The following is an 18,804-nucleotide window of genomic DNA, read 5'->3' on the forward strand; positions in this document are numbered from 1 at the left end:
CGGGAACAGGATTAGTCCTGCGGGTGCGAATCAGGCAATTGGGGGAGCTGGACTGCGCACCCTCCCGCCAGGGAGCGGGTAAGCAAATCGGGCCGGGATACCTTGATAAGCCGGACGTCCTCGTGCATGAGCCAAGCTGACAGGAGCCGCACCTCGTCGTGGGAGACGTGGAGGGCAAACTCCGGCTCGTGAAGCTGCTCGGTCGCGGCGTCCAGCCAGGCGCCCAGATCCTCCGGGTCCTCGCCGGGGCGCGTGGCGGCGCTGGCGCGCAGCATACCGTAGTCCATGACGACGACGTCCCAGCCGCGCCCAGACCTGCGCGCGGCCACGATTCGGCGGTTGCCCACGAGGCTTCGCAGCTCTTCTAGATTCTTCGCACCGGCGACGAGCGCGTAGAGACGGTCCCGCTCGCCGGCCGCCTGCTCATAGCGTTCCTCACCCGCCAACGCCTTGATCCTGCCCAGAGTGTGGCTTGCCACACCCGCCACGTCGCCGGCGAGCGCGGCCTGTACCGCGGCGACCTGCTCCGACTGTGGCCTGCCTGTGAGGCATGGCGCGTCGCACTTGCCCAGCTCGTAGAGGTGGCAGGGGGAGCGGCCGTCCGGCGTAGCGGGAAGCCGCGCGGTGCATGCGCGAAGGCCCGTGGCTGCCTGCAAAAGCTCGACGGCCCGGGTCGCCTGCTTGCCACTGGTCAACGGCCCCAACGCCTCACCCATCTGGGCAAGCCGAACCTTGCGCGTGACCTTGAGACGGGGAAAGGGCTCATTGGTGAGGACGAGCCACGGGCGCTGCGCGGTGCGCCGCGAGCGGCGGTTATACGGGGGATCCAGTTCATCGATGAGGCGCACTTCCAAGACGTTGGCCTCGAGCTGGGTGGCGGTGGCGGTGGCCTCCACCGCCACCGCCAGGTCGACCATCTCCGCCATCCTTGCCCGCCGCTCGGCGGCAGTGAAGTATTGGCGCACCCGCTTGTAGACGTTGACCGACGTGCCGACGTACAAAACCTCGCCGCCCGGGCCGATGAATCGGTACACGCCCGGCCCGCGGGGTAGCCCGTCGGCAAGATAGGCCCGTGCACGGCGCTTGGCAGGCACAGGATCGGTGGCCGTCAGGAGGTCGGCCAGGTGGGTGACCCCGATTCCGCCTAGCCGGGAGAGGATGGCGTGGAGCAAGTCGACGGTGGCGTGCGCGTCGTCGAGAGCCCTGTGGCTGGGCTGAACCTCGGCTCCACAAACGCGGGCCAGTGTGGAGAGCTTATAGTTCGGGGTCTCGTCCTTGGTGAAGACCTTGCGCGCTAGCTTGACCGTATCGATCACCGGGTGGGCGGGGAAGTGGTAGCCAAGCTCCCCGCAGGCGACCTTGAGGTGAGAGATGTCGAAGCGCGCGTTGTGGGCCACGAAGACGGCCGGTTCGTGGCCCACGAAGGCGAGGAACTGCGCCATGACCTGCGCGAGGTCCGGGGCAAGAGCCACCATCGAATTTGTGATTCCCGTCAGCCACGTGATGTGCCCGGGGATGGGCACGTGGGGGTTGACCCGCGAGGAGAACTCGCCGATGATGTCCCCGCCGCGCACCTTGACGGCACCGAACTCGGTGATGGAATTGAGGCCGGGCCCGCCGCCCGTCGTCTCGAGATCCACTACCACAAAGGTCACGTCGAAGAGGGAGGGGCCCAGTTCGTCAAAGGCGAGCTGGACGGGCGTAGGCGGAGCCATCCCCTCGCGATGCGGGCGCGCGGGGGTGAGGTCAAGGGAGCGGCCGGGCCGTGAATCAGTCATGAAACCATCGTAGAATCGGCTTCCGACAATTAAACGCGCGTGCCGTCGTCGTCGTGGCGATGCGACCACGGGGCGCTGAAGTAGACGCCCGCCGCCGCGGACACCAGCCCGATCGTGCCGAAGATGAGCCACCAGTCGCGAGAGAAATACAGGACGTTGGCGAGCCCGAGCACCAAGAGAACCGCCACCGCCGCCGTCACGAGGAAGAAGAGCCTGGCCAGCTGCGGCTGGGAGGCGGGGGCGACGGGCTCGGCCTCCGGCAGGTCAGCGGGGTCGAAAGGATCCTCGTCAACCTCCTCCGCCGGGGTCCACGTGCGAAACCCCTCCCGCGGGCCCTGCTCCATCTCCCGCTGGAGCCTGATCCACTCGCCATCCCAGTCGTGGTTATCCTCTTCACGCATGTGCTCACTCTACAGCCTGAGGTGTGCGGTAGTCCCAAGCGGTGAATGCAACACGTAGGAGGGGGGTTGTGACGAGGGCGCATGAGGATGAGTCACGCATGCCGCCTGGTCAGGATTGGATAATTGCAAAGGCCCGCATCCTGCCGGAGGAGACCTATCTCAACCGTTGCCAGCCTCCTTGGAAATCGCACTTTGGCCTATCGGGCTAGGCCTAAGTGCGCGCACCTCGTCCACGTTTGACGGTAGGATTGGTTTGGGCAGATATTTCCCCGCTTTAAGGAAGGTACCTATGACTATTCGCCGCATCGCATTGCTGACCGCAGGAGGCTACGCCCCCTGCCTCTCCACCGCCGTGGGTGACCTCATCGAGCGCTACACTAAGGAGCTCCCGGACGCCGAGATCATCGGGTACCAGCATGGCTATCACGGCCTGCTGACGGGCAACTTCGTGGTCTTCGACGACGAAGCGCGCGCCAAGGCACACATCCTGACCAAGTTCGGCGGCTCGCCGATCGGAAACTCCCGCGTCAAGCTCACCAATTCCCAGAACCTGATCGATCGCGGCCTCATCAAGCCCGGCGAGAACGCCCTCGAGGTGGCCGCCGAGCAGCTGCGCAAGGACGGGGTGGACGTGCTCCACACCATCGGTGGAGACGACACGAACACCACAGCCGCTGACCTGGCCGCCTACCTTCACGAGCACGACTACGAGCTGACCGTGGTGGGCCTGCCCAAGACGATCGACAACGACATCGTCCCCATCCGTCAGTCCCTCGGCGCCTACTCGGCCGCCGAGCAGGGCGCGCTATTCGCCCAGAACATTGTCGGAGAACACCGCGTCAACCCGCGCATGCTCATCATCCACGAGATCATGGGCCGCGGCTGCGGCTACCTGGCGGCGGAGACCAGCCGCTACTACCGCCAGTGGATCGAGGAGCAGAAGTGGGTACCCTCCGCTGGCCTGTCGAAGGAGCGCTGGGACATCCACGCGCTCTACCTGCCCGAGATCACCTTCGACCTCGATGCCGAAGGCTCGCGCCTGCGCAAGATCATGGACGAGCAGGGCAACGTCAACATCTTCCTTTCGGAGGGCGCGGGCGTGAACGAAATCGTCGAGGAGATCTTGGAAGACGGCGGCGAGGTTGAACGGGACCCGTTTGGCCACGTCAAGCTCGATTCGATCAACCCGGGCGAGTGGTTTGCGAAGAAGTTTTCCAAGATCATCGGCGCGGAAAAGGTCATGGTTCAAAAGTCGGGCTACTTCTCCCGCTCGGCGAAGTCGAACGAACGCGACCTGAAGCTGATCGGCCAGATGTGCGACCTCGCCGTCGAGTCGGCGATCAAGGGCGTCTCCGGCGTCGTCGGCCATGACGAGGAGAACGGTGATGTGCTGAGCACTATCGACTTCAAGCGCATCGCTGGCCACAAGGCGTTCGACGTGACCCAGCCCTGGTTCGCGGAGCTCATGGAGGCCATCGGCCAGCCGTGGCAGCCACAGCCTAGCGCTGAGTAACGACGCACGGGGAAGGCGGGGAGCACGCAGCTGCCCGCCTTCGCCATGCCGGACTCCGGACCGAGTTCGCCCCGCACGGGATTTTGCCTAGAATCGTTCTATGTTTGAAGACGCAGATGAGATGACACGCGAGATCCTGTCGGCATGGAAGAAGCGCCCGGCCAAGCACCAGCCGGCCTACCCGGATGCCGCGTTTCTGAGCACGACCGTCGACTATCTGCGATCCCTGCCCCCGCTGATCTTCGCGGGTGAGGCAGATTCCCTCACTGCGGAGATGGCGCGGGCCTCCCGCGGTGAAACCTTTGTGCTCCAGGGCGGGGACTGTGCGGAGTCCTTTGCGGACGCCACGGCGGACCGCATCCGCGCCAAGATCCGCACGATCTTGCAGATGGCGGTGGTGCTGACGTACTCGGCCTCGGTGCCGGTGGTCAAACTCGGCCGGATAGCCGGTCAATACGCGAAACCGCGTTCGAACCCCATGGAGAGTCGCGATGGCCTCGAGCTACCCTCTTACATGGGCGACGCCGTCAACGGGCACGCCTTCACGCCCGAGTCGCGCACGCCGGACCCGCATCGCCTGGTGGAGGCCTACCAGCATTCGGCGGCCACCCTCAACTTGATTCGCGCCTTCACGGGCGGCGGATTCGCGGACTTGACGAAGGTCCACGAATGGAACCGTGGCTTCTCCGCCAATCCGGCCTACCACCGCTACATGGCGATGGCGCGCGAGATTGACCGCGCCATGCAGTTCATGCGGGCCGCGGGCGCGTTCACCGATTCGCTGAAGACGGTCGACTTCTACTCCTCCCACGAGGCGCTCCTGCTCGACTACGAGGACGCGATGACCCGCATCGACTCGCGCACCGGGTTGCCCTACAACACCGGCGCGCACTTCCTGTGGATCGGGGAGCGCACGCGCGACGCCGACGGCGCACACGTGGAGATGCTCTCCCACGTGCAGAATCCGATCGGCGTGAAGATCGGCCCGAACGCCACCACGGATGAGGTGCGCGCCCTCGTGGACAAGCTCAACCCGGAGGGCAAGGAAGGGCGCCTGACGATCATCACTCGCCTCGGCGCCGACAAGGTGGAAAGCCACCTGCCAAAGATCATCGAGGCGGTTTGCGCCGACGGTCGACCCGTGACGTGGATGTGCGACCCGATGCACGGCAACACCATCTCCGTGGGTGGCTTCAAGACGCGCCGGCTTGACGACGTGCTCGACGAGGTGCGCGGCTTCTTCCGGGTTCACCGTGAGATGGGTACGATCCCGGGCGGCCTCCACATCGAGCTGACCGGTGACGACGTCACCGAGGTGCTCGGCGGCTCGGAGGCTGTCGTGGCGGACAGGCTGGGCGAGCGCTACGAAACCCTGGTCGATCCCCGGCTCAACCACCAGCAGTCCCTCGAGCTGGCCTTCCTCGTCTCCGAAATCCTACGTGAGGACTTCTAACCCGGCCTCGCTAACCCGGCCTCGCTAACCCGGCCTTGCGCTAGCCCGGCTCCTTCTAGACGATCGTGATCGTGATGACGGATCCGGGCTTGACCTTCTCCCCGGCGCCGGGCGACTGAGCTCGCACGGTCCCGAAGTATCCGCCGAGGAAGCGCTCGTAGGCGACGACGAACCCGGCCGACTCGAGGATCTTGGCCGCCTCGCCCTCCTGTTTGCCGAAGACGTTGGGTACCTCGATCAGTTCCGGTCCCTTGGATACCGTTAGCGCGATGGCGTCGCCGCGATAGCGGGACTCGCCGGCTGCGGGGTCTTGGCTGATGACGACGCCGGCCTTCACGGTGTCGGAGTATTCCTCGGTCACGGAGCTGGCGAGCCCGAGTTCTTTCAGACGCGCGTTGGCGGAGTCGAGCGTGTCGCGGGTCAGGTCCGGCACCGAGATAGGCTCGCGACCGAGGGAGACGGTCAGCTTCACCGGGCTCGAGTGCGGCACGGACTGGCCCGCTTCCGGGGTCTGGGAGATGATGGATCCTTCTGGGACTGTCTCCGAATAGGCTTGCGTGGGTTCGGAGGTGAGGCGTGCGTCGTTAAGGATCGTTGTCGCCTCCTCCTTCGTCTTGCCCACGACGTCGGGCACGTTGACGTGTTCGACGCCAAGGGAGACCGTCATGGTCACGAGCTTGGAGGGATGGATGGGCTCGCCGACGTCGGGGTCGACGCGGATAATGAATCCTTCTTCGATGTCGTCGGAATAATCCTTGGCCACCTCGTAAGTGAGCCCGGCGTCGGTGAGGGCCGTCTCGGCGTCCGCCTGGGTGAGATTGATGACGTTGGGGACGTTGACACGCAGGCCGGGGCCCTCGGTGTAGTACCACCACAGCCCGTAGCCGGCGCCACCGATGAGTGCGATGAGGACCACGAGCAGGATGGGCCAGCGCCGGCGGCGCGGCTTGCCGGGACTAACCTGAGTGTGGTGACGACCCTCCTCGAGGATCGCGGTGCGCGAGACGGCGGGCGGGATGCTGGCCGGCTGAGCGTTCATCGCGGATCCCGCCGCGGCGGTCGAGCCAACCGAGCGCCCCTCGGATTGCGATGCCGGGGCAGCTGGGGCGTCGTCGTCGGGTATCGCTGACGTGCCGCCCGAGGGGATCCGCGCAGGCTCGGTGGGGAAGACGGGGATGCGCCGGATGAGCGTCTCCTCGGGCAGGGATGCGATCACGTCGGTCAGCGCATCGAGGGCGGCCCGGGCGTTGATGGGGCGCTTGGATGGGCTCTTGGCGGTGAACAGCGCAATGAGGGAGTCCACGGCGGCGGGCATCCACTCGGCCTGGTCGGCCAGGCGCGGCATCGTCTCGTTGACGTGCTTGAAGGCCACGTTCATCGCGGTCTCGCCGCGGAAGGGCAGTTGGCCGGCGATCAGCTCATAGAGCATGACGCCCACCGAGTAAATATCGGCCGTCTTCGACGTGGTGCCGTCAGAGATGAACTCGGGAGCCACGTAGCCGACCGTGCCAAGCATCGAGTTCGTGTGGGTTGAGGTGGCGTCGCTCGCGGCGCGGGCTAGGCCGAAGTCGGTGAGCTTGGCCTGGAAGCGGGGTTCGAGCGACGTCGTGACGAGCGGCTCGGTGAGCAAGACGTTTTCGGGTTTGATGTCGCGGTGAATGATGCCGGCGTCGTGGGCGACAGCGAGCCCTTCGAGAACCTGGCGGGTCAGTTCGAGGCTGATGCCGAGCGGGAGGGAGCCGTATGTGTTCAGCTCCGAGCGCAGGTCCGGCCCGGACATGAGCTCCATCACGAGGTAGGGGCGGTCGCCGGTGGGCAGGGAGGCGACCCCCTGGTCGTGTACGGCAACGATGTACTGGCTCGACAGTCCGGCGGCGGCTCGCGCCTCCGAGATGAAGCGGCGCACGAAGTCGGGCTGCTCGGCCAGGTGGGCGTGGATGACCTTGATCGCGACCTTGCGCTCGAGGCGCCGGTCCGAGGCCTGGTAGACGGTCGCCATGCCGCCGCGCGCGATACGCGCACTGATAACGTAGCGCTCGTCAATGACCTCGCCGAGGAGTGGATCAGGTTTCACGCTTCCTACCTTAGCGAAAGCCGGTCACTCCGAAGAAGAGTGACCGGCCGTGTCTTTCGCCGATGTTAGAAACGGGCCATCGCGGCCTTGACCTTCGCGACGTACGCGACAGTGTCGGGGCGCATGCCGTACTTGCGTACGCCGCCCAGGCCCTGGTAGTAGCCGGCGATGCCCTGGTCGAGGTTCGCGGCGGAGCTTTGCAAGGAGCGGATGATCGCCACGCCCGCAACGACGTTGTCGTAGGGGTCGAGCAGGTCGAGGTTGCGTCCCACCAGCTGGGAGGCCCACTGGCCCGAGGACGGGATGACCTGCATGGTGCCGACCGCATTGGCGGGGGATACCGCCGTGGCGTCGAAGCCGGACTCGACGAAGGCGTGCGCGAGGGCGAGCTTGGGATCCACGCCTAGCTGCCGGGCGACGCTGACGATCATCGACTGGACCTCGGCGCGCGAGGGCTGGTCGCGGTTGATGAGGGCGTACTTGTTCTCGTTTGCCGCGTTCACCGTAGAGTCGGCGTAGGTGTAGCCGGGGAAGTTGTTCTGCACCAGCTGGGGCCTGGCCGACGACGTCGACTGACCGGTCACCTGCTGAGGTGCGGCCTGCGGGGCTGCTGCCGGGGAGGCGGCGCCGATGAGGAGCTTTTGGCCGACGCCGATCCGGTTCGGGTTAGAGATGCCGTTGGCGGCGGCGATGGCCGCGACGCTCGTGCCGTGCTTGGCCGCAATTGCCGAGAGTGTATCGCCGGCGCGGACCACGTAGGTGGTGGCGGGGGTGGTCTCGGCCTTCGGGGCTGAGGCCGGGGCCGGCGTCGTGGACGCGGCGGCGGGGGAGGCTTGTGGCGTCGTCGACGTTGCGGCAGAAATGGTCAGGCGTAGGCCGACGTGGATGAGGTTGGGGTTGGCGATGGAGTTATCGGCGGCGAGCTTGGCGACCGTCGTGCCGTGGGCGGCGGCGATCTGGCCTAGCGTATCGCCGGCCTTGACCACGTAGATCGTTGAGGTTGCGGCCGGCGCGGAGGCTGGCGCGGAGGTCGGCGCGGAGACGCTGGTGGCGGCGCTCGGAATCCTCAGCTGCTGGCCGGGGAAAATGAGGTTGATCGAACGCAACGAGTTGGCCTGTGCGATGGCGTTGACCGTGGTGCCGGAGCGCTTGGCGATCGAGTAGAGCGTGTCACCGGGCTTGACCTGGTAGGTCATCTCGGGCTGCTTGACAACCGGGGACTTGAAGACCGGGCTCTGCGGCGCCGGGGCAGTGGCGGCCTGCGCGGTTGGCGCAATGAACGTGGCTGCAGTGGTTGCTGCGAGTGCGGCACCGGAGCGCCGAATCCATGAGGACATGGAACCTCCATACGTTCGTTACAAATGCGACGATTGTGTAACGAGATGAAATTGTTACTGATGATTCATCTGAGACAATAGTCGACTTGCCGGCGTGTTGCCACCCAAATTTCAGAAAGTGGGCTATATTGTGCCCGTGTTTGATGAGCTTGAATTTCTGTCCGTGCCCGAAATTGGCCATAAACTGGGGATTCGCCAGCAGGACGTGCGCGCAATGCTGCACGATCGTAAGCTACTTGCCGTGCGCCGCGGACCGAATCGCGCCCTCGCGATCAGCGTTGACCAAATCGTAACCCGAGATGGGCTCGACACGGCTCTGCCATCTCTGCACGGCACGCTCACCATGCTCGCCGACCGTGGTTACGACGACGAGGAGGCCTTCGCCTGGCTCCACGCCCCGGAGGCGGAGCTGGGCACCACGCCGATCGAGGCGCTACGGCGCGGGCACCACAAGGCCGTTCGCCGCGTCATCCTCGGCCTCGGATAACCGCGGTTCGGCCTCGGATAACCGCGGGATGAGTCGAGGACTTCGCGCCTAGAAGCGCCGCTCCTCGAGGTTGCTCATCGCCGCGCGCAACATCGGCGCCTCGGGTAGCTGCGCGGCAGCTACCAGGGCCCGCTCCTCATAGTCCCGGATCATCTTCTCGTGCGCCTCGAAGGCTCCCGATGAACGCACAATCTGACGTACCTGCTCGACGCCGTCCTCGCTCAGGTCGTAACCGAGGGCGGCGTCGATGACGGCGCGGTCGGCGTCGGTGGCCATCTCCCGTACGAGGGCGAGCAGAACAGTGTGTTTGCCCTCGCGGATATCGCCGCCGGCCGGCTTGCCGGTCTGTTCGGGGCTACCGAAGATGCCGAGCTCGTCGTCGCGTAGCTGGAAGGCAATGCCAAGCGGGCGGCCCACGGCCGAGAGGGCATCAATGCCCGCGGGGGAGGCGCCGGCGAGCGCGCCGCCGATCATGAGGGGAAGCTCGACGGAGTAGCGGGCGGACTTGTGGCGCAGGACGAGCAGGGCGTCGTTCAAAGCGGTGCTGAGGTCATCGGTGAGTGCGCTCGTTTCGGCGCGCAGGTCGAGGTACTGGCCGTATGCGGTCTCGGCGGTCATCTCGTGAAAGAGCTGTCGTGCGCGTGCATGGGCTCCGGGGGAGGTGGCCTCGGCCCGGTCGATCTCGAGGGCTGCCAGGGAGAGGAGAAAATCGCCGAGGAGGATGGCGGCCTTCACGCCGAAGATGTCCGCGTCACCCGTCATGGCGAGGTCGCGATGCGTGGCGGCGAAGGCGCGATGGGTGGCGGGCTTGCCGCGCCGAGTATGGGACTCGTCGATAACGTCGTCGTGAACGAGGGCAGAGAGTTGGTAGAGCTCGGCTGCGGTTCCGGCGTGGACGGGATGGCCGCTGCCGCCGAAGGCCTCATGCCCGGCGGCGATCAGGAGGGCGCGTGTGCGCTTGCCGGAGGCGGCCAGTGTGCGTGCCGGGGCGAGGAACTCCCGCCAGGAGCCGGTTGCGGCGGGGTCGTCGATGAAGGGCGCGGATTGATCAAGCGCGCGGATAAGGCTGTCCGAGACGGCCGAGCGATAACTCTCCATGCCCTGAGCCTAACGGCACGGCCGAAAATTAACCACATCCTGCTATCGCGCGTAGGCTATCCACATTTGTGGGTATACCCGGCCGGTGGAGGGGGACGAGTCGTCAATACTTGCGCTATGGACACAATACGACTGAACCACCCTCATGAAATCCTGGCACTGTTCCCCTACCTCTTCGGCTTCACTCCGAAAGACTCGATCGTGCTGGTCGCCCTCAAGGGCTCACACGGCATCCCAGGCGGACCCGTCGCTCGCGTGGACGCGCCCACAGTCCAGGCCGGTCTGATCGACCTCGCCCTCGAGTTCATTGACACGTTTTGCGTGCAGGACCTCTACATCGGCTGGTACGGCGCGAACCTACGCGACATGCTCGATGACCGCGAGTCGGTCGACATCCTCGACACCGTCGGTCTTGCCAGCCAGCACTTCGTCGCCATGCGCACGGGTGGGACGGGCATGGTTAACGTGGGCTTGACCGACTACGAGTCGTGGGTGACGTGCATCGACGCCCGCGCAGGCGTCTGGGAAGAGCTGGCAGGCGCGGACCTCGTCAGGCCTTTCGGCGAGCTCCAGGCCGCCCCGGCCGTCGCCCAGGCCGTCTTCGACGGGGTAGCACCTGTGGGCAATCAGCCGCTGCGCTCCCGCGAGCGCCTCGCCTGGTCCGAACGCAGGGAGGCGGTGATGGCCTCGCGGGCCTGGCGGGCGAACAAGCGCCGCGGGGTTCGCCTGTGGCAGGAGGTGCTCGATCAGCTGGCCGCCGGGGCCGACTACGTCAGCGCCGTCGGAACCGAGGAGAAGGCCGGCCAACTCAATGCCGCGCTCCGCGACGTCCTGCTTCGCGACCAGCTCATCTTGTTCGGCGTGGACGAGGGCACCGTCAAGATCGGCGGCATCTCGGCCCGGCAGCTAACGAAGAAGCTCGCCGCCGTCGGGGAACCATCCCCGACGCGTATCGCGTTGATGATGGCCCTGTTCGAGTATCTGGCCGAGCGTTCCGACGACGACGACGCGGCGCCGTCCGCGATCGCCGGCTACCTCGCCTGGTGGCAGGGAGATACCGAGCGCGCGATGAGCAACGCGGCTCAGGCAATGAACTCCGACCATCACTACCCGCTCGCGAAGCTCGTTCTTCACGCCTTGCACGTCAACCTGCCCTCGCCGAAGGACATCGCGTCCAAGCCCAGCCGCGAGTGTGAACCGTCTTGGAATACGGCCGAATAAACGTGTACATTTACGAATAAATGTGACAAGGAAGGTGCGCCATGCCGGTAATTGTTCCTGTCAGCCGCGGTGAGCGCGACGATGCGCTCGCCAGCGCGATCGACCTGTGTAGGCGCGAAGACCGCCTGCTTATTGCTCTTCTTCATCGTCCCCTTGGTCACTTTGACCAGGAGAGTATCGACGCGGAGGTCGACGAGCTTACCGATCGCCTGGATAGCGCCGACATCGGTTTTCGGATCGAGGTGCGCGTCGATGAAAAGGATCTGGCCAGGCAGATCTCGGATCTGGCGCAGGATGGCTCCTCGCTCGTCGTCGTCTCGCTTGCGCACAAGCCCGCCGGCGGAAAGCTGATCCTCGGCTCACAGATTCAAAAGCTTCTTCTTGAGTGCCCGTGTTCGGTGCTTGTGGTGCGAGAGCAGCCACATGAGGGGAATATGTAAGCTCTTTGTGCGTTGTCCTTGGTGGCGGAATAATGATTTATCACTATTGGCGCTATAATGGGCGAGTTGTACTACGAAAGGTTGCATGTGGCCGCATCAAAGTCTCAGGCTGTTACCCCCTCTTCTGCATCGGGAGAGGTCTCGGTTGATGTCGCTGCGTTGCCGGAGATGAAGGTCGCCGAGCTACGCACGCTGGCAAAGGAACTCGGACTTCATCTGAACTCACGCGCGGTCAAGGCAGTACTCATCGAGGCGATCAGCGAGGCCGTATCCGCCGCGGGCGCGGCTACCGCTAAGGATAAGGCTTCGAAAGAGGCCGAGCCCGCTGCGAAGGCGGCGCCCGCCAAGAAGACCCAGACCGCTGCGAAAGAGGCGGCGGCGAAGCCCGCCGCGGAGGAAAAGGGCGCTGGCGAGGGCACCTTGAACGAGCTTACGGTGGGCGAGCTGCGCACGAAGGCCAGTGAACTCGGCCTGTCCCGCGTGTCGAAGATGCGCAAGGCGGAGCTGATCGAGGCCATCCTTGCGGCAACGCCCGCCGAGGCCCCGGCCGCGCCCGCGGTCACCCAGGAGGAGGACGACCTCGACAAGAGCCCGGCCACCCCGGACGAGCCGGAGATGGACGAGGAGGATCTGGACGACCAGCTTGACGATCACCTCGAGCTCGATGATGACCTCGACGCCGATGACGAGGAGGATTCCGCGGACGAGGACTCCGAGGACGAGGACGAGGACGAGTCGGACGCGGAGGATTCCGCGGATCAGTCCGTCGTCATCACCGCCAACGCGGCTAAATCCTCCAGGGGAGCCTTCGTGGTGAAGGACTCGGATGACACGGACGAGCCGGCCCAGCGCGTGCTCGTTGCGGGCGCGACAGCCGACCCTGTCAAGGACTACCTCAAGCAGATCGGCAAGGTGCCGCTGCTGAACGCGGCGGAGGAGGTCGAGCTCGCTCAGCGCATCGAGGCGGGCCTGTTCGCCCAGCACATCCTCGACACAACCGAGATCGAGGACCGTAAGCACCGCCGGGAGCTGGAGATCATCGCCCGCGACGGCCGCAACGCCAAGAACCACCTCCTCGAGGCGAATCTCCGCCTCGTCGTCTCACTCGCCAAGCGCTACACCGGGCGCGGTATGCTCTTCCTTGACCTCATCCAGGAGGGCAACCTCGGCCTGGTGCGCGCGGTGGAGAAGTTCGACTATGCCAAGGGTTTTAAGTTCTCCACCTACGCCACGTGGTGGATTCGTCAGGCGATCACGCGCGCCATGGCTGACCAGGCGCGCACGATCCGCATCCCGGTCCACATGGTCGAGGTCATCAACAAGCTTGCGCGTGTGCAGCGTCAAATGCTTCAGGATCTCGGCCGTGAGCCGACAACCGAGGAACTCGCGCGCGAGCTCGACATGACCGAGGAGAAGGTCATCGAGGTGCAGAAGTACGGTCGCGAGCCAATCTCGCTGCACACGCCGCTGGGCGAGGACGGCGACTCGGAGTTCGGCGACCTCATCGAGGATTCCGAAGCCGTGGTCCCGGCCGACGCCGTGGGCTTCACCCTGTTGCAGGAGCAGCTCCACCAGGTTCTCGACACGCTCTCGGAGCGCGAGGCCGGCGTGGTCTCGATGCGATTCGGCCTCACCGACGGCCAGCCGAAGACCCTCGACGAGATCGGCAAGGTTTACGGCGTCACGCGCGAGCGCATCCGTCAGATCGAATCCAAGACGATGTCCAAGCTGCGCCATCCCTCGCGCTCGCAGGTGCTGCGCGACTACCTGGAGTAGTGCGGGCCGGGCACCCCACGCGATGTTACGCGCCTGGAGCGGGCCGCTTGCTGTACTTGCTGTACGGCGGCGCCCAGCCCCGGGCGCGTCGCCATTGGGCGGGGTAGACGGGTAGCGCCTCGCGGTTGGTGGCGGCGTCGGTGTACCGCTGGCCGCGGTCCTCAAGCTCAACGTAGCAGCGGAGCAGGCGGGCGCAGGTTTCGGCGTCGCTCATGGCACGATGGCGAGTGGCGGGGGAGAGGCCGAGCCGTTCGGCTACCCCGCGCAGTGAGTGCGGCCCTGGAGGCAGGTAAATGCGTGACTGATCCATCGTGCACACGCACGCATCCTCGTCGGGACCGCCCGCATATCCGGCGCGCGTGAGCTCTCGAGTCAGAAAGGCTCGTTCGAAGGCGGCGTGGTGGGCCACGAGCACGCGCCCGGTCAGGAGGTCGACAACGTGTTGTGAGATTTCGGCGAAGCGCGGCGCGTCGGCGAGCACGGCGTCGCCCAAGCCGTGGATCTCGACCGCTGCGCTGGCGCGACCAGGGTTGACGAGGCTCTGCCAGCGCCCTTCCTCCACCAGGTTGTGATTGAGGAGGATAACCGCGATCTCGACGATGCGGTCGGCACTACGGTCGAGCCCGGTGGTCTCGACGTCGACGACGGCGAAGGAAGTCATGGCCCCATTCTCCCACACGGGCATTAGGCCGCCGGCGAACGGGGATGAGATAAGAGGAATAAAGTCGGGCACTCGTGCTTTGATCGTAGTGTGAATGCAATACTTGACACTCCAGTTCTTACCGCTGCTGACCGTTGCGACGCCTGCAACGCGCAGGCCTATGTGCGCGTTGAATTGTCGTCAGGCCAACTCCAGTTCTGTGCCCACCACTGGCGCAAGCACATGCCAGCGTTGGAGAAGGTGGCCATCAATATCATCGACGAAACGGATCGGGTCTAGACCCGCTTCGACAGGCCGGCGTGAGCCGGCCTTTTTCTTTGCCCGGACGGGCATCAATCCGGTCCGCGTGGCGCGTTCCTCCCCGCGAGCGTCCCTCACTGGCGGGGGTCGAGCGGCTATCATGCCAAGCGTGTCAAGTACCAAAAAGCAGGAATACAACGCCCGCCACCTGTCCGTTCTCGAGGGCCTTGAGGCTGTGCGTAAGCGCCCGGGTATGTACATCGGCTCCACGGATTCGCGCGGGCTCATGCACTGCCTGTGGGAGATCATCGACAACTCGATAGACGAGGCGACGGAGGGGTATGCCACCTCCATCCGAGTCACGCTCTACCCGGATGGTTCGGTGGAGGTGGAAGACGACGGGCGTGGCATCCCTGTCGACGAGGTTCCGGGCACGGGCGCCTCCGGCGTTGAGGTGGTCTACACGAAGCTGCACGCGGGTGGAAAGTTTGACTCGGCCAACTACGGGTCGGCGGGTGGCCTGCACGGCGTGGGCGCCTCGGTGGTCAACGCCCTCTCCCAGCGCCTCGACGTGGCGGTCAAGCGCGAGGGAAAGGTGTGGGAGATGTCCTTCAAGCGCGGCGAGCCCGGCGTTTTCGACGACGCCGCCGCACCCGCCCCGGACGCTCCCTTCACCCCGTTCACCACCCATTCCAAGCTACGCGTGACCGGGAAGGTCGCGAAGAAGACCACGGGTACGCGGGTGCGCTACTGGGCGGACCCGGAGATTTTCCCCAAGGACACCCAATTCAGCTACCAGCATCTCATCGAGCGCGTCCGCGAAAAGGCCTTCCTCGTGCCCGGCCTTGAGGTGGTCGTTCGCGATGAGCGCGGACTTCCCGAGCGCGCCGACGCGCCGGTGGAGGAGGTCTTCAAGTACGACGGCGGGGTGGTGGACTTTGTCGACCACCTGGCCACCGACCCGGCGGTCTCCCGCACCATGCACCTGAGGGGCCAGGGCACGTTTGACGAGACGGTTCAGGTTCTTGACAAGAACTCCGGACACTTGCGCCCGCGCGAAGTCGAGCGCGTGTGCGACGTCGACATCGCGCTACGTTGGGGCAACGGGTACGACACCCGCGAGGAGACTTTCGTCAACATCATCGCTACCCCCAAGGGCGGCACGCACTTGACGGGCTTCGAGCAGGGCCTGGTCAAAGTGGTCCGCGCCCAGATCGAATCCAAGTCGCGCCAACTGAAGGTCACGGCGCGCGATCCACGCATCGAGAAGGACGATATTCTGGCGGGCTTGACCGCCGTCGTTGCCGTGCGCTTCCCCGAGCCGCAGTTCGAGGGACAAACTAAGGAGGTTCTGGGCACGGCGCCGATCCGGGGGATCGTGGCGAAGGTGGTGGAGGAGGAGCTCGGGCGCGAGTTTTCCTCCACCAAACGCGACGCGAAGAGCGAGAACCAGCGCGTTCTGGAGAAGGTGGTGGCGGAGATGCGCGCCCGCGTGGCCGCCCGCACCCAGAAGGAGATCTCGCGTCGCAAGAACGCCCTCGAGACTTCCTCGCTGCCCGCCAAGTTGGCCGACTGCCGCTCGGACGATATTGAGCACACTGAGCTGTTCATTGTCGAGGGCGATTCTGCCCTCGGTACCGCAAAGCTCGCTCGCGACTCAGAGTTCCAGGCGTTGCTACCGATCCGCGGCAAGATCCTCAATGTCCAGAAGGCCTCCCACGCCGACATCCTCAGCAACCAGGAGGTCTCATCGATCATTCAGGTGGTCGGGGCCGGCTCGGGCCGCACCTTCGATCTTGACGCGGCGCGTTACGGCAAGGTCATCTTCATGACGGACGCCGACGTCGACGGCGCCCACATCCGCACCTTGCTCCTGACCTTGTTCTTCCGCTACATGCGCCCACTCGTGGAGGCCGGGCGCGTGTACGCGGCGGTGCCCCCGCTCCACCGGGTGGAGGTGGCCGGTCGCGGAGGGAAGAAGGGGGAGTATATCTACAGCTATTCCGACGCCGAGTTGCACCGCACCCTGGCGCGGCTGGAGCGGAGCGGGCGCACGTACAAGCAGCCGATCCAGCGCTACAAGGGCCTGGGAGAGATGGATGCCAACCAGCTGGCGGAGACTACGATGGATCCGAAGCACCGCACGCTTCGCCGGGTCTCGCTTGCCGATGCCGAGGCGCTCCGTTTCGCGGAGGATACCTTCGAGCTTCTCATGGGCTCAGAAGTGGCGCCGCGGCGTGATTTCATCGTTGAGGGCGCGGGCCACATCTCACGCGAGCAGATTGACGCATAGGAGTTGCGCGCCGCCCTTGGTAGACTGGGGCATATGCAGACAGGAAAGATCACGGGACGTTCGCTCGAGCAACGTTTGGCGGCTCCGAGCGAGCTGGCGGGGCCAAGCCCCCATCTGGGGCTGTCGTGGAAGCAGCTCGCCGCGGGTGATCTCGATGAGCTCGCGGATCTTTTGCGGGAGTCGGCGGATCCGGAGATCTGTGATGAGTTGCGCATCCTTCAGCAGGTCACGCCCTGGGTCAGGGCCGCCGAGGCCGACCGGAGGAACATGGACGCCATTGTGGGCCGCGACACGAACGGTCAGCTACAGGCGATGGGCTTTGTTTTCAACAACCCCCACCCGCTGACGGAGGCGCAGGCCAACATCTACGGCGTCATCCGCCCGCACTGGCGCAGGCGCGGTATCGGGCGGGCGCTGCTCGAGTGGCAGGACGGGCGGGCGCGCCAACTCATGCTTGCTAATGGTTACGACCTGCCGGCCTCGATCCGTTCCCGCGTGAGGGTGTCGAACATGGAACGACGTCGCCTGCTCGCCGCTGGCGGGTTCTCCCCGCACACGCGCTGGACATCGATGGATGTGAATCTCGGCGCTGAGCACGCCGAGTACGCGCGGGCCGCGAGGGAGCGCCTGGAGGCGCGCGGCATGGAGCTCGTCACGTTTGACGAAAAGCACTCGGGAGAGGTGTTGCGCCTGCACAACCGTATCTCGATGGTGATGGACCGCCGCCAGCCGATGTCGCAGGCGGAGTGGGATGAGTGGATGACGCCCGAGGATCGGGCCGCCTCCGTCCTCCTCACGGATGGCGCTAACCTGGTGGGCTATTCGCTGAATTCCGCGCGTGATCAGGCGATGTGCGTGAAGTTTTACGGGGTGGAACGCGACTTCCGCCACGAAGGTGTCGGAACGGATCTCATCGTGTCGCAGATGGGTGAGGCGCTGGAACGCGGGATCACGCGCATGCGGGTGCCGGTGATCTCCGAGTCCGCCCCGGCCACAGATTTCCTCACGCGTTACGGCTTCTTCGAAGGCTCGGCTCAGATCCTCTACTCGATTGATATCTGATGGCGGACTGGACGTGGACCGCGCTGAATGCGGACGATGCCCCTCACGTGTACGCGATCATCGCGGCGATCGAGGAGGCGGACGCCTCGGCCATTCGCACGACCCGGCGCGAGGTGGAGGGCTATTTCGCCGATTCCCACGCTTGGCGTGCACAGGGCGCATGGGAGGGGCAGGATCTCGTCGCCTTCGGCCTTGCCCGCACACCGGCCGGCAACGCGGGCGAGTCTCCGATTACCATCTCCGGCGGGGTGACGCCCACGTGGCGTGACCACGGGGTGGGCCATGATCTCTTGGAGCGTCAGCTTCTCACGGCCCGCGACCTCGCTTCCGAGCTGGGCCTGGACGAGGCTCTTGTCCAGATGTATGTGGATGCCTCGCAGGGCGCGCTGTTCGAGATGGCCATCCGCTTCGGGTTTCGAAGCCACTCGCGCTACGTCCAGATGCGCCGTAGCCTCGATATCCCTTCCCAGGTCTCGCCGACATCCTCCTACATACAGATCGTGAAGATGGGCGCGGACTGGATCAGGGATTCGCGTAAGGCTCACAACCGCGTGATGGCGGAAAACGAGGGGGCCGCGATGGGCGGCAAAGCATGGGCGAGGCGCCTGGAATCGATGGACGAGGACCTGTGCCTGGTCGCGCTTGACCTTTTCGGGGATCGCCCCCGGCTCGCCGGTTACGTGCTGGCCTCCCGTTTCTCCTCGGGGCTGGAGGACGCGCAGGACGCGGACGGCGTGCAGGACGAGGGCTACATTGAAGAGATCGTGGTGTTGCCCGAGTGGCGGGGCAAGCACGTGGCTTCCAACCTTCTGGCGACGGCGGTGGAGCGCTTCCGCGCGGCGGGCCTGAGCTACATTGGCCTCGACGTCACCGCTGACGGCACGGACACGGACCTCGTAACCGTCTTTGAGCACTTCGACTTCATCCGAGTGGCCGAGACGTACATCATGACCACCCGGGTCTAGTCTTT

16 protein-coding genes are annotated in these 18,804 nt (G+C 65.4%); 10 read left to right on the top strand and 6 right to left on the bottom strand.

Translation table 11 applies throughout. From position 1 onward, the window contains the following. Nucleotides 1-11 precede the first annotated feature (11 nt). Both J2S45_RS04820 and J2S45_RS04825 read right to left on the bottom strand, forming a co-directional pair. On the bottom strand, nt 12-1,778 hold the full coding sequence (locus J2S45_RS04820) for a DEDD exonuclease domain-containing protein (protein WP_307634703.1): 1,767 nt from the start codon (nt 1,776-1,778) through the stop codon (nt 12-14). Nucleotides 1,779-1,807: 29 nt separating this feature from the next. Beyond that, nucleotides 1,808-2,179, bottom strand: a complete 372-nt coding sequence (locus tag J2S45_RS04825) for a hypothetical protein (RefSeq protein ID WP_307634704.1) — start codon at nt 2,177-2,179, stop codon at nt 1,808-1,810. A gap of 289 nt (nt 2,180-2,468) precedes the next feature. Between J2S45_RS04825 and J2S45_RS04830 the strand changes: the two genes are divergently transcribed. Together J2S45_RS04830 and J2S45_RS04835 are read left to right on the top strand one after the other, a co-directional pair. After that, nucleotides 2,469-3,692, top strand: coding sequence for a pyrophosphate--fructose-6-phosphate 1-phosphotransferase (locus J2S45_RS04830; protein ID WP_307634705.1), 1,224 nt, complete (start codon nt 2,469-2,471; stop codon nt 3,690-3,692). A gap of 100 nt (nt 3,693-3,792) precedes the next feature. Continuing rightward, a complete protein-coding gene (locus J2S45_RS04835; RefSeq protein WP_307634706.1) occupies nt 3,793-5,145 on the top strand; it encodes a class II 3-deoxy-7-phosphoheptulonate synthase in 1,353 nt (450 codons plus the stop codon). 55 nt (nt 5,146-5,200) lie between these two features. Here J2S45_RS04835 and pknB read toward each other — a convergent pair whose 3' ends face one another. Together pknB and J2S45_RS04845 are read right to left on the bottom strand one after the other, a co-directional pair. Next, the gene (gene pknB, locus J2S45_RS04840; protein ID WP_307634707.1) at nt 5,201-7,219 is read right to left on the bottom strand and encodes a Stk1 family PASTA domain-containing Ser/Thr kinase; all 2,019 of its coding nucleotides are present in this window, start codon (nt 7,217-7,219) and stop codon (nt 5,201-5,203) included. A 65-nt stretch (nt 7,220-7,284) separates the two neighbouring features. Then, on the bottom strand, nt 7,285-8,556 hold the full coding sequence (locus J2S45_RS04845) for a lytic transglycosylase domain-containing protein (protein ID WP_296929053.1): 1,272 nt from the start codon (nt 8,554-8,556) through the stop codon (nt 7,285-7,287). A gap of 136 nt (nt 8,557-8,692) precedes the next feature. Between J2S45_RS04845 and J2S45_RS04850 the strand changes: the two genes are divergently transcribed. Then, on the top strand, nt 8,693-9,043 hold the full coding sequence (locus J2S45_RS04850; RefSeq protein ID WP_307634708.1) for an Rv2175c family DNA-binding protein: 351 nt from the start codon (nt 8,693-8,695) through the stop codon (nt 9,041-9,043). Nucleotides 9,044-9,091: 48 nt separating this feature from the next. Here the strand turns inward: J2S45_RS04850 and J2S45_RS04855 are convergent, their stop codons facing one another. Then, nucleotides 9,092-10,141: a polyprenyl synthetase family protein gene (locus tag J2S45_RS04855; protein WP_307634709.1), complete on the bottom strand. Its 1,050-nt coding sequence runs from the start codon at nt 10,139-10,141 to the stop codon at nt 9,092-9,094. A gap of 117 nt (nt 10,142-10,258) precedes the next feature. Here J2S45_RS04855 and J2S45_RS04860 point away from each other — a divergent pair, with 117 nt between their 5' ends. The 3 genes from J2S45_RS04860 (at nt 10,259) to J2S45_RS04870 (ending at nt 13,578) form a co-directional block, all read left to right on the top strand. Continuing rightward, the gene (locus J2S45_RS04860) at nt 10,259-11,362 is read left to right on the top strand and encodes a DUF4192 family protein (RefSeq protein WP_307634710.1); all 1,104 of its coding nucleotides are present in this window, start codon (nt 10,259-10,261) and stop codon (nt 11,360-11,362) included. 41 nt (nt 11,363-11,403) lie between these two features. Beyond that, the gene (locus J2S45_RS04865) at nt 11,404-11,802 is read left to right on the top strand and encodes a universal stress protein (protein WP_270974423.1); all 399 of its coding nucleotides are present in this window, start codon (nt 11,404-11,406) and stop codon (nt 11,800-11,802) included. Between the two features lie 168 nt (nt 11,803-11,970). Next, the gene (locus J2S45_RS04870) at nt 11,971-13,578 is read left to right on the top strand and encodes an RNA polymerase sigma factor (RefSeq protein ID WP_307635429.1); all 1,608 of its coding nucleotides are present in this window, start codon (nt 11,971-11,973) and stop codon (nt 13,576-13,578) included. A gap of 25 nt (nt 13,579-13,603) precedes the next feature. Here J2S45_RS04870 and J2S45_RS04875 read toward each other — a convergent pair whose 3' ends face one another. Beyond that, nucleotides 13,604-14,239: a 3'-5' exonuclease gene (locus J2S45_RS04875; protein WP_307634711.1), complete on the bottom strand. Its 636-nt coding sequence runs from the start codon at nt 14,237-14,239 to the stop codon at nt 13,604-13,606. Nucleotides 14,240-14,329: 90 nt separating this feature from the next. Between J2S45_RS04875 and J2S45_RS11170 the strand changes: the two genes are divergently transcribed. From J2S45_RS11170 to J2S45_RS04890, 4 genes are all read left to right on the top strand, one after another. Beyond that, complete coding sequence (locus J2S45_RS11170) at nt 14,330-14,518, top strand: DUF7455 domain-containing protein (protein ID WP_270974425.1); 189 nt, start codon at nt 14,330-14,332, stop codon at nt 14,516-14,518. 121 nt (nt 14,519-14,639) lie between these two features. After that, entirely contained in the window at nt 14,640-16,772 is a 2,133-nt protein-coding gene (locus J2S45_RS04880; protein ID WP_307634712.1) for a DNA gyrase/topoisomerase IV subunit B, read from the top strand. A 33-nt stretch (nt 16,773-16,805) separates the two neighbouring features. Continuing rightward, nucleotides 16,806-17,834 (top strand): GNAT family N-acetyltransferase, encoded by a 1,029-nt coding sequence (locus J2S45_RS04885; RefSeq protein WP_270974427.1) that lies wholly within the window; start codon nt 16,806-16,808, stop codon nt 17,832-17,834. Then, nucleotides 17,834-18,799, top strand: coding sequence for a GNAT family N-acetyltransferase (locus J2S45_RS04890; protein WP_307634713.1), 966 nt, complete (start codon nt 17,834-17,836; stop codon nt 18,797-18,799). The genes J2S45_RS04885 and J2S45_RS04890 overlap by 1 nt, the downstream gene beginning before the upstream one ends. Nucleotides 18,800-18,804 lie beyond the last annotated feature (5 nt).

The sequence above is a fragment of the Trueperella abortisuis genome, assembly GCF_030811095.1.
GTDB classification, from domain to species: Bacteria; Actinomycetota; Actinomycetes; order Actinomycetales; family Actinomycetaceae; genus Trueperella; species Trueperella abortisuis.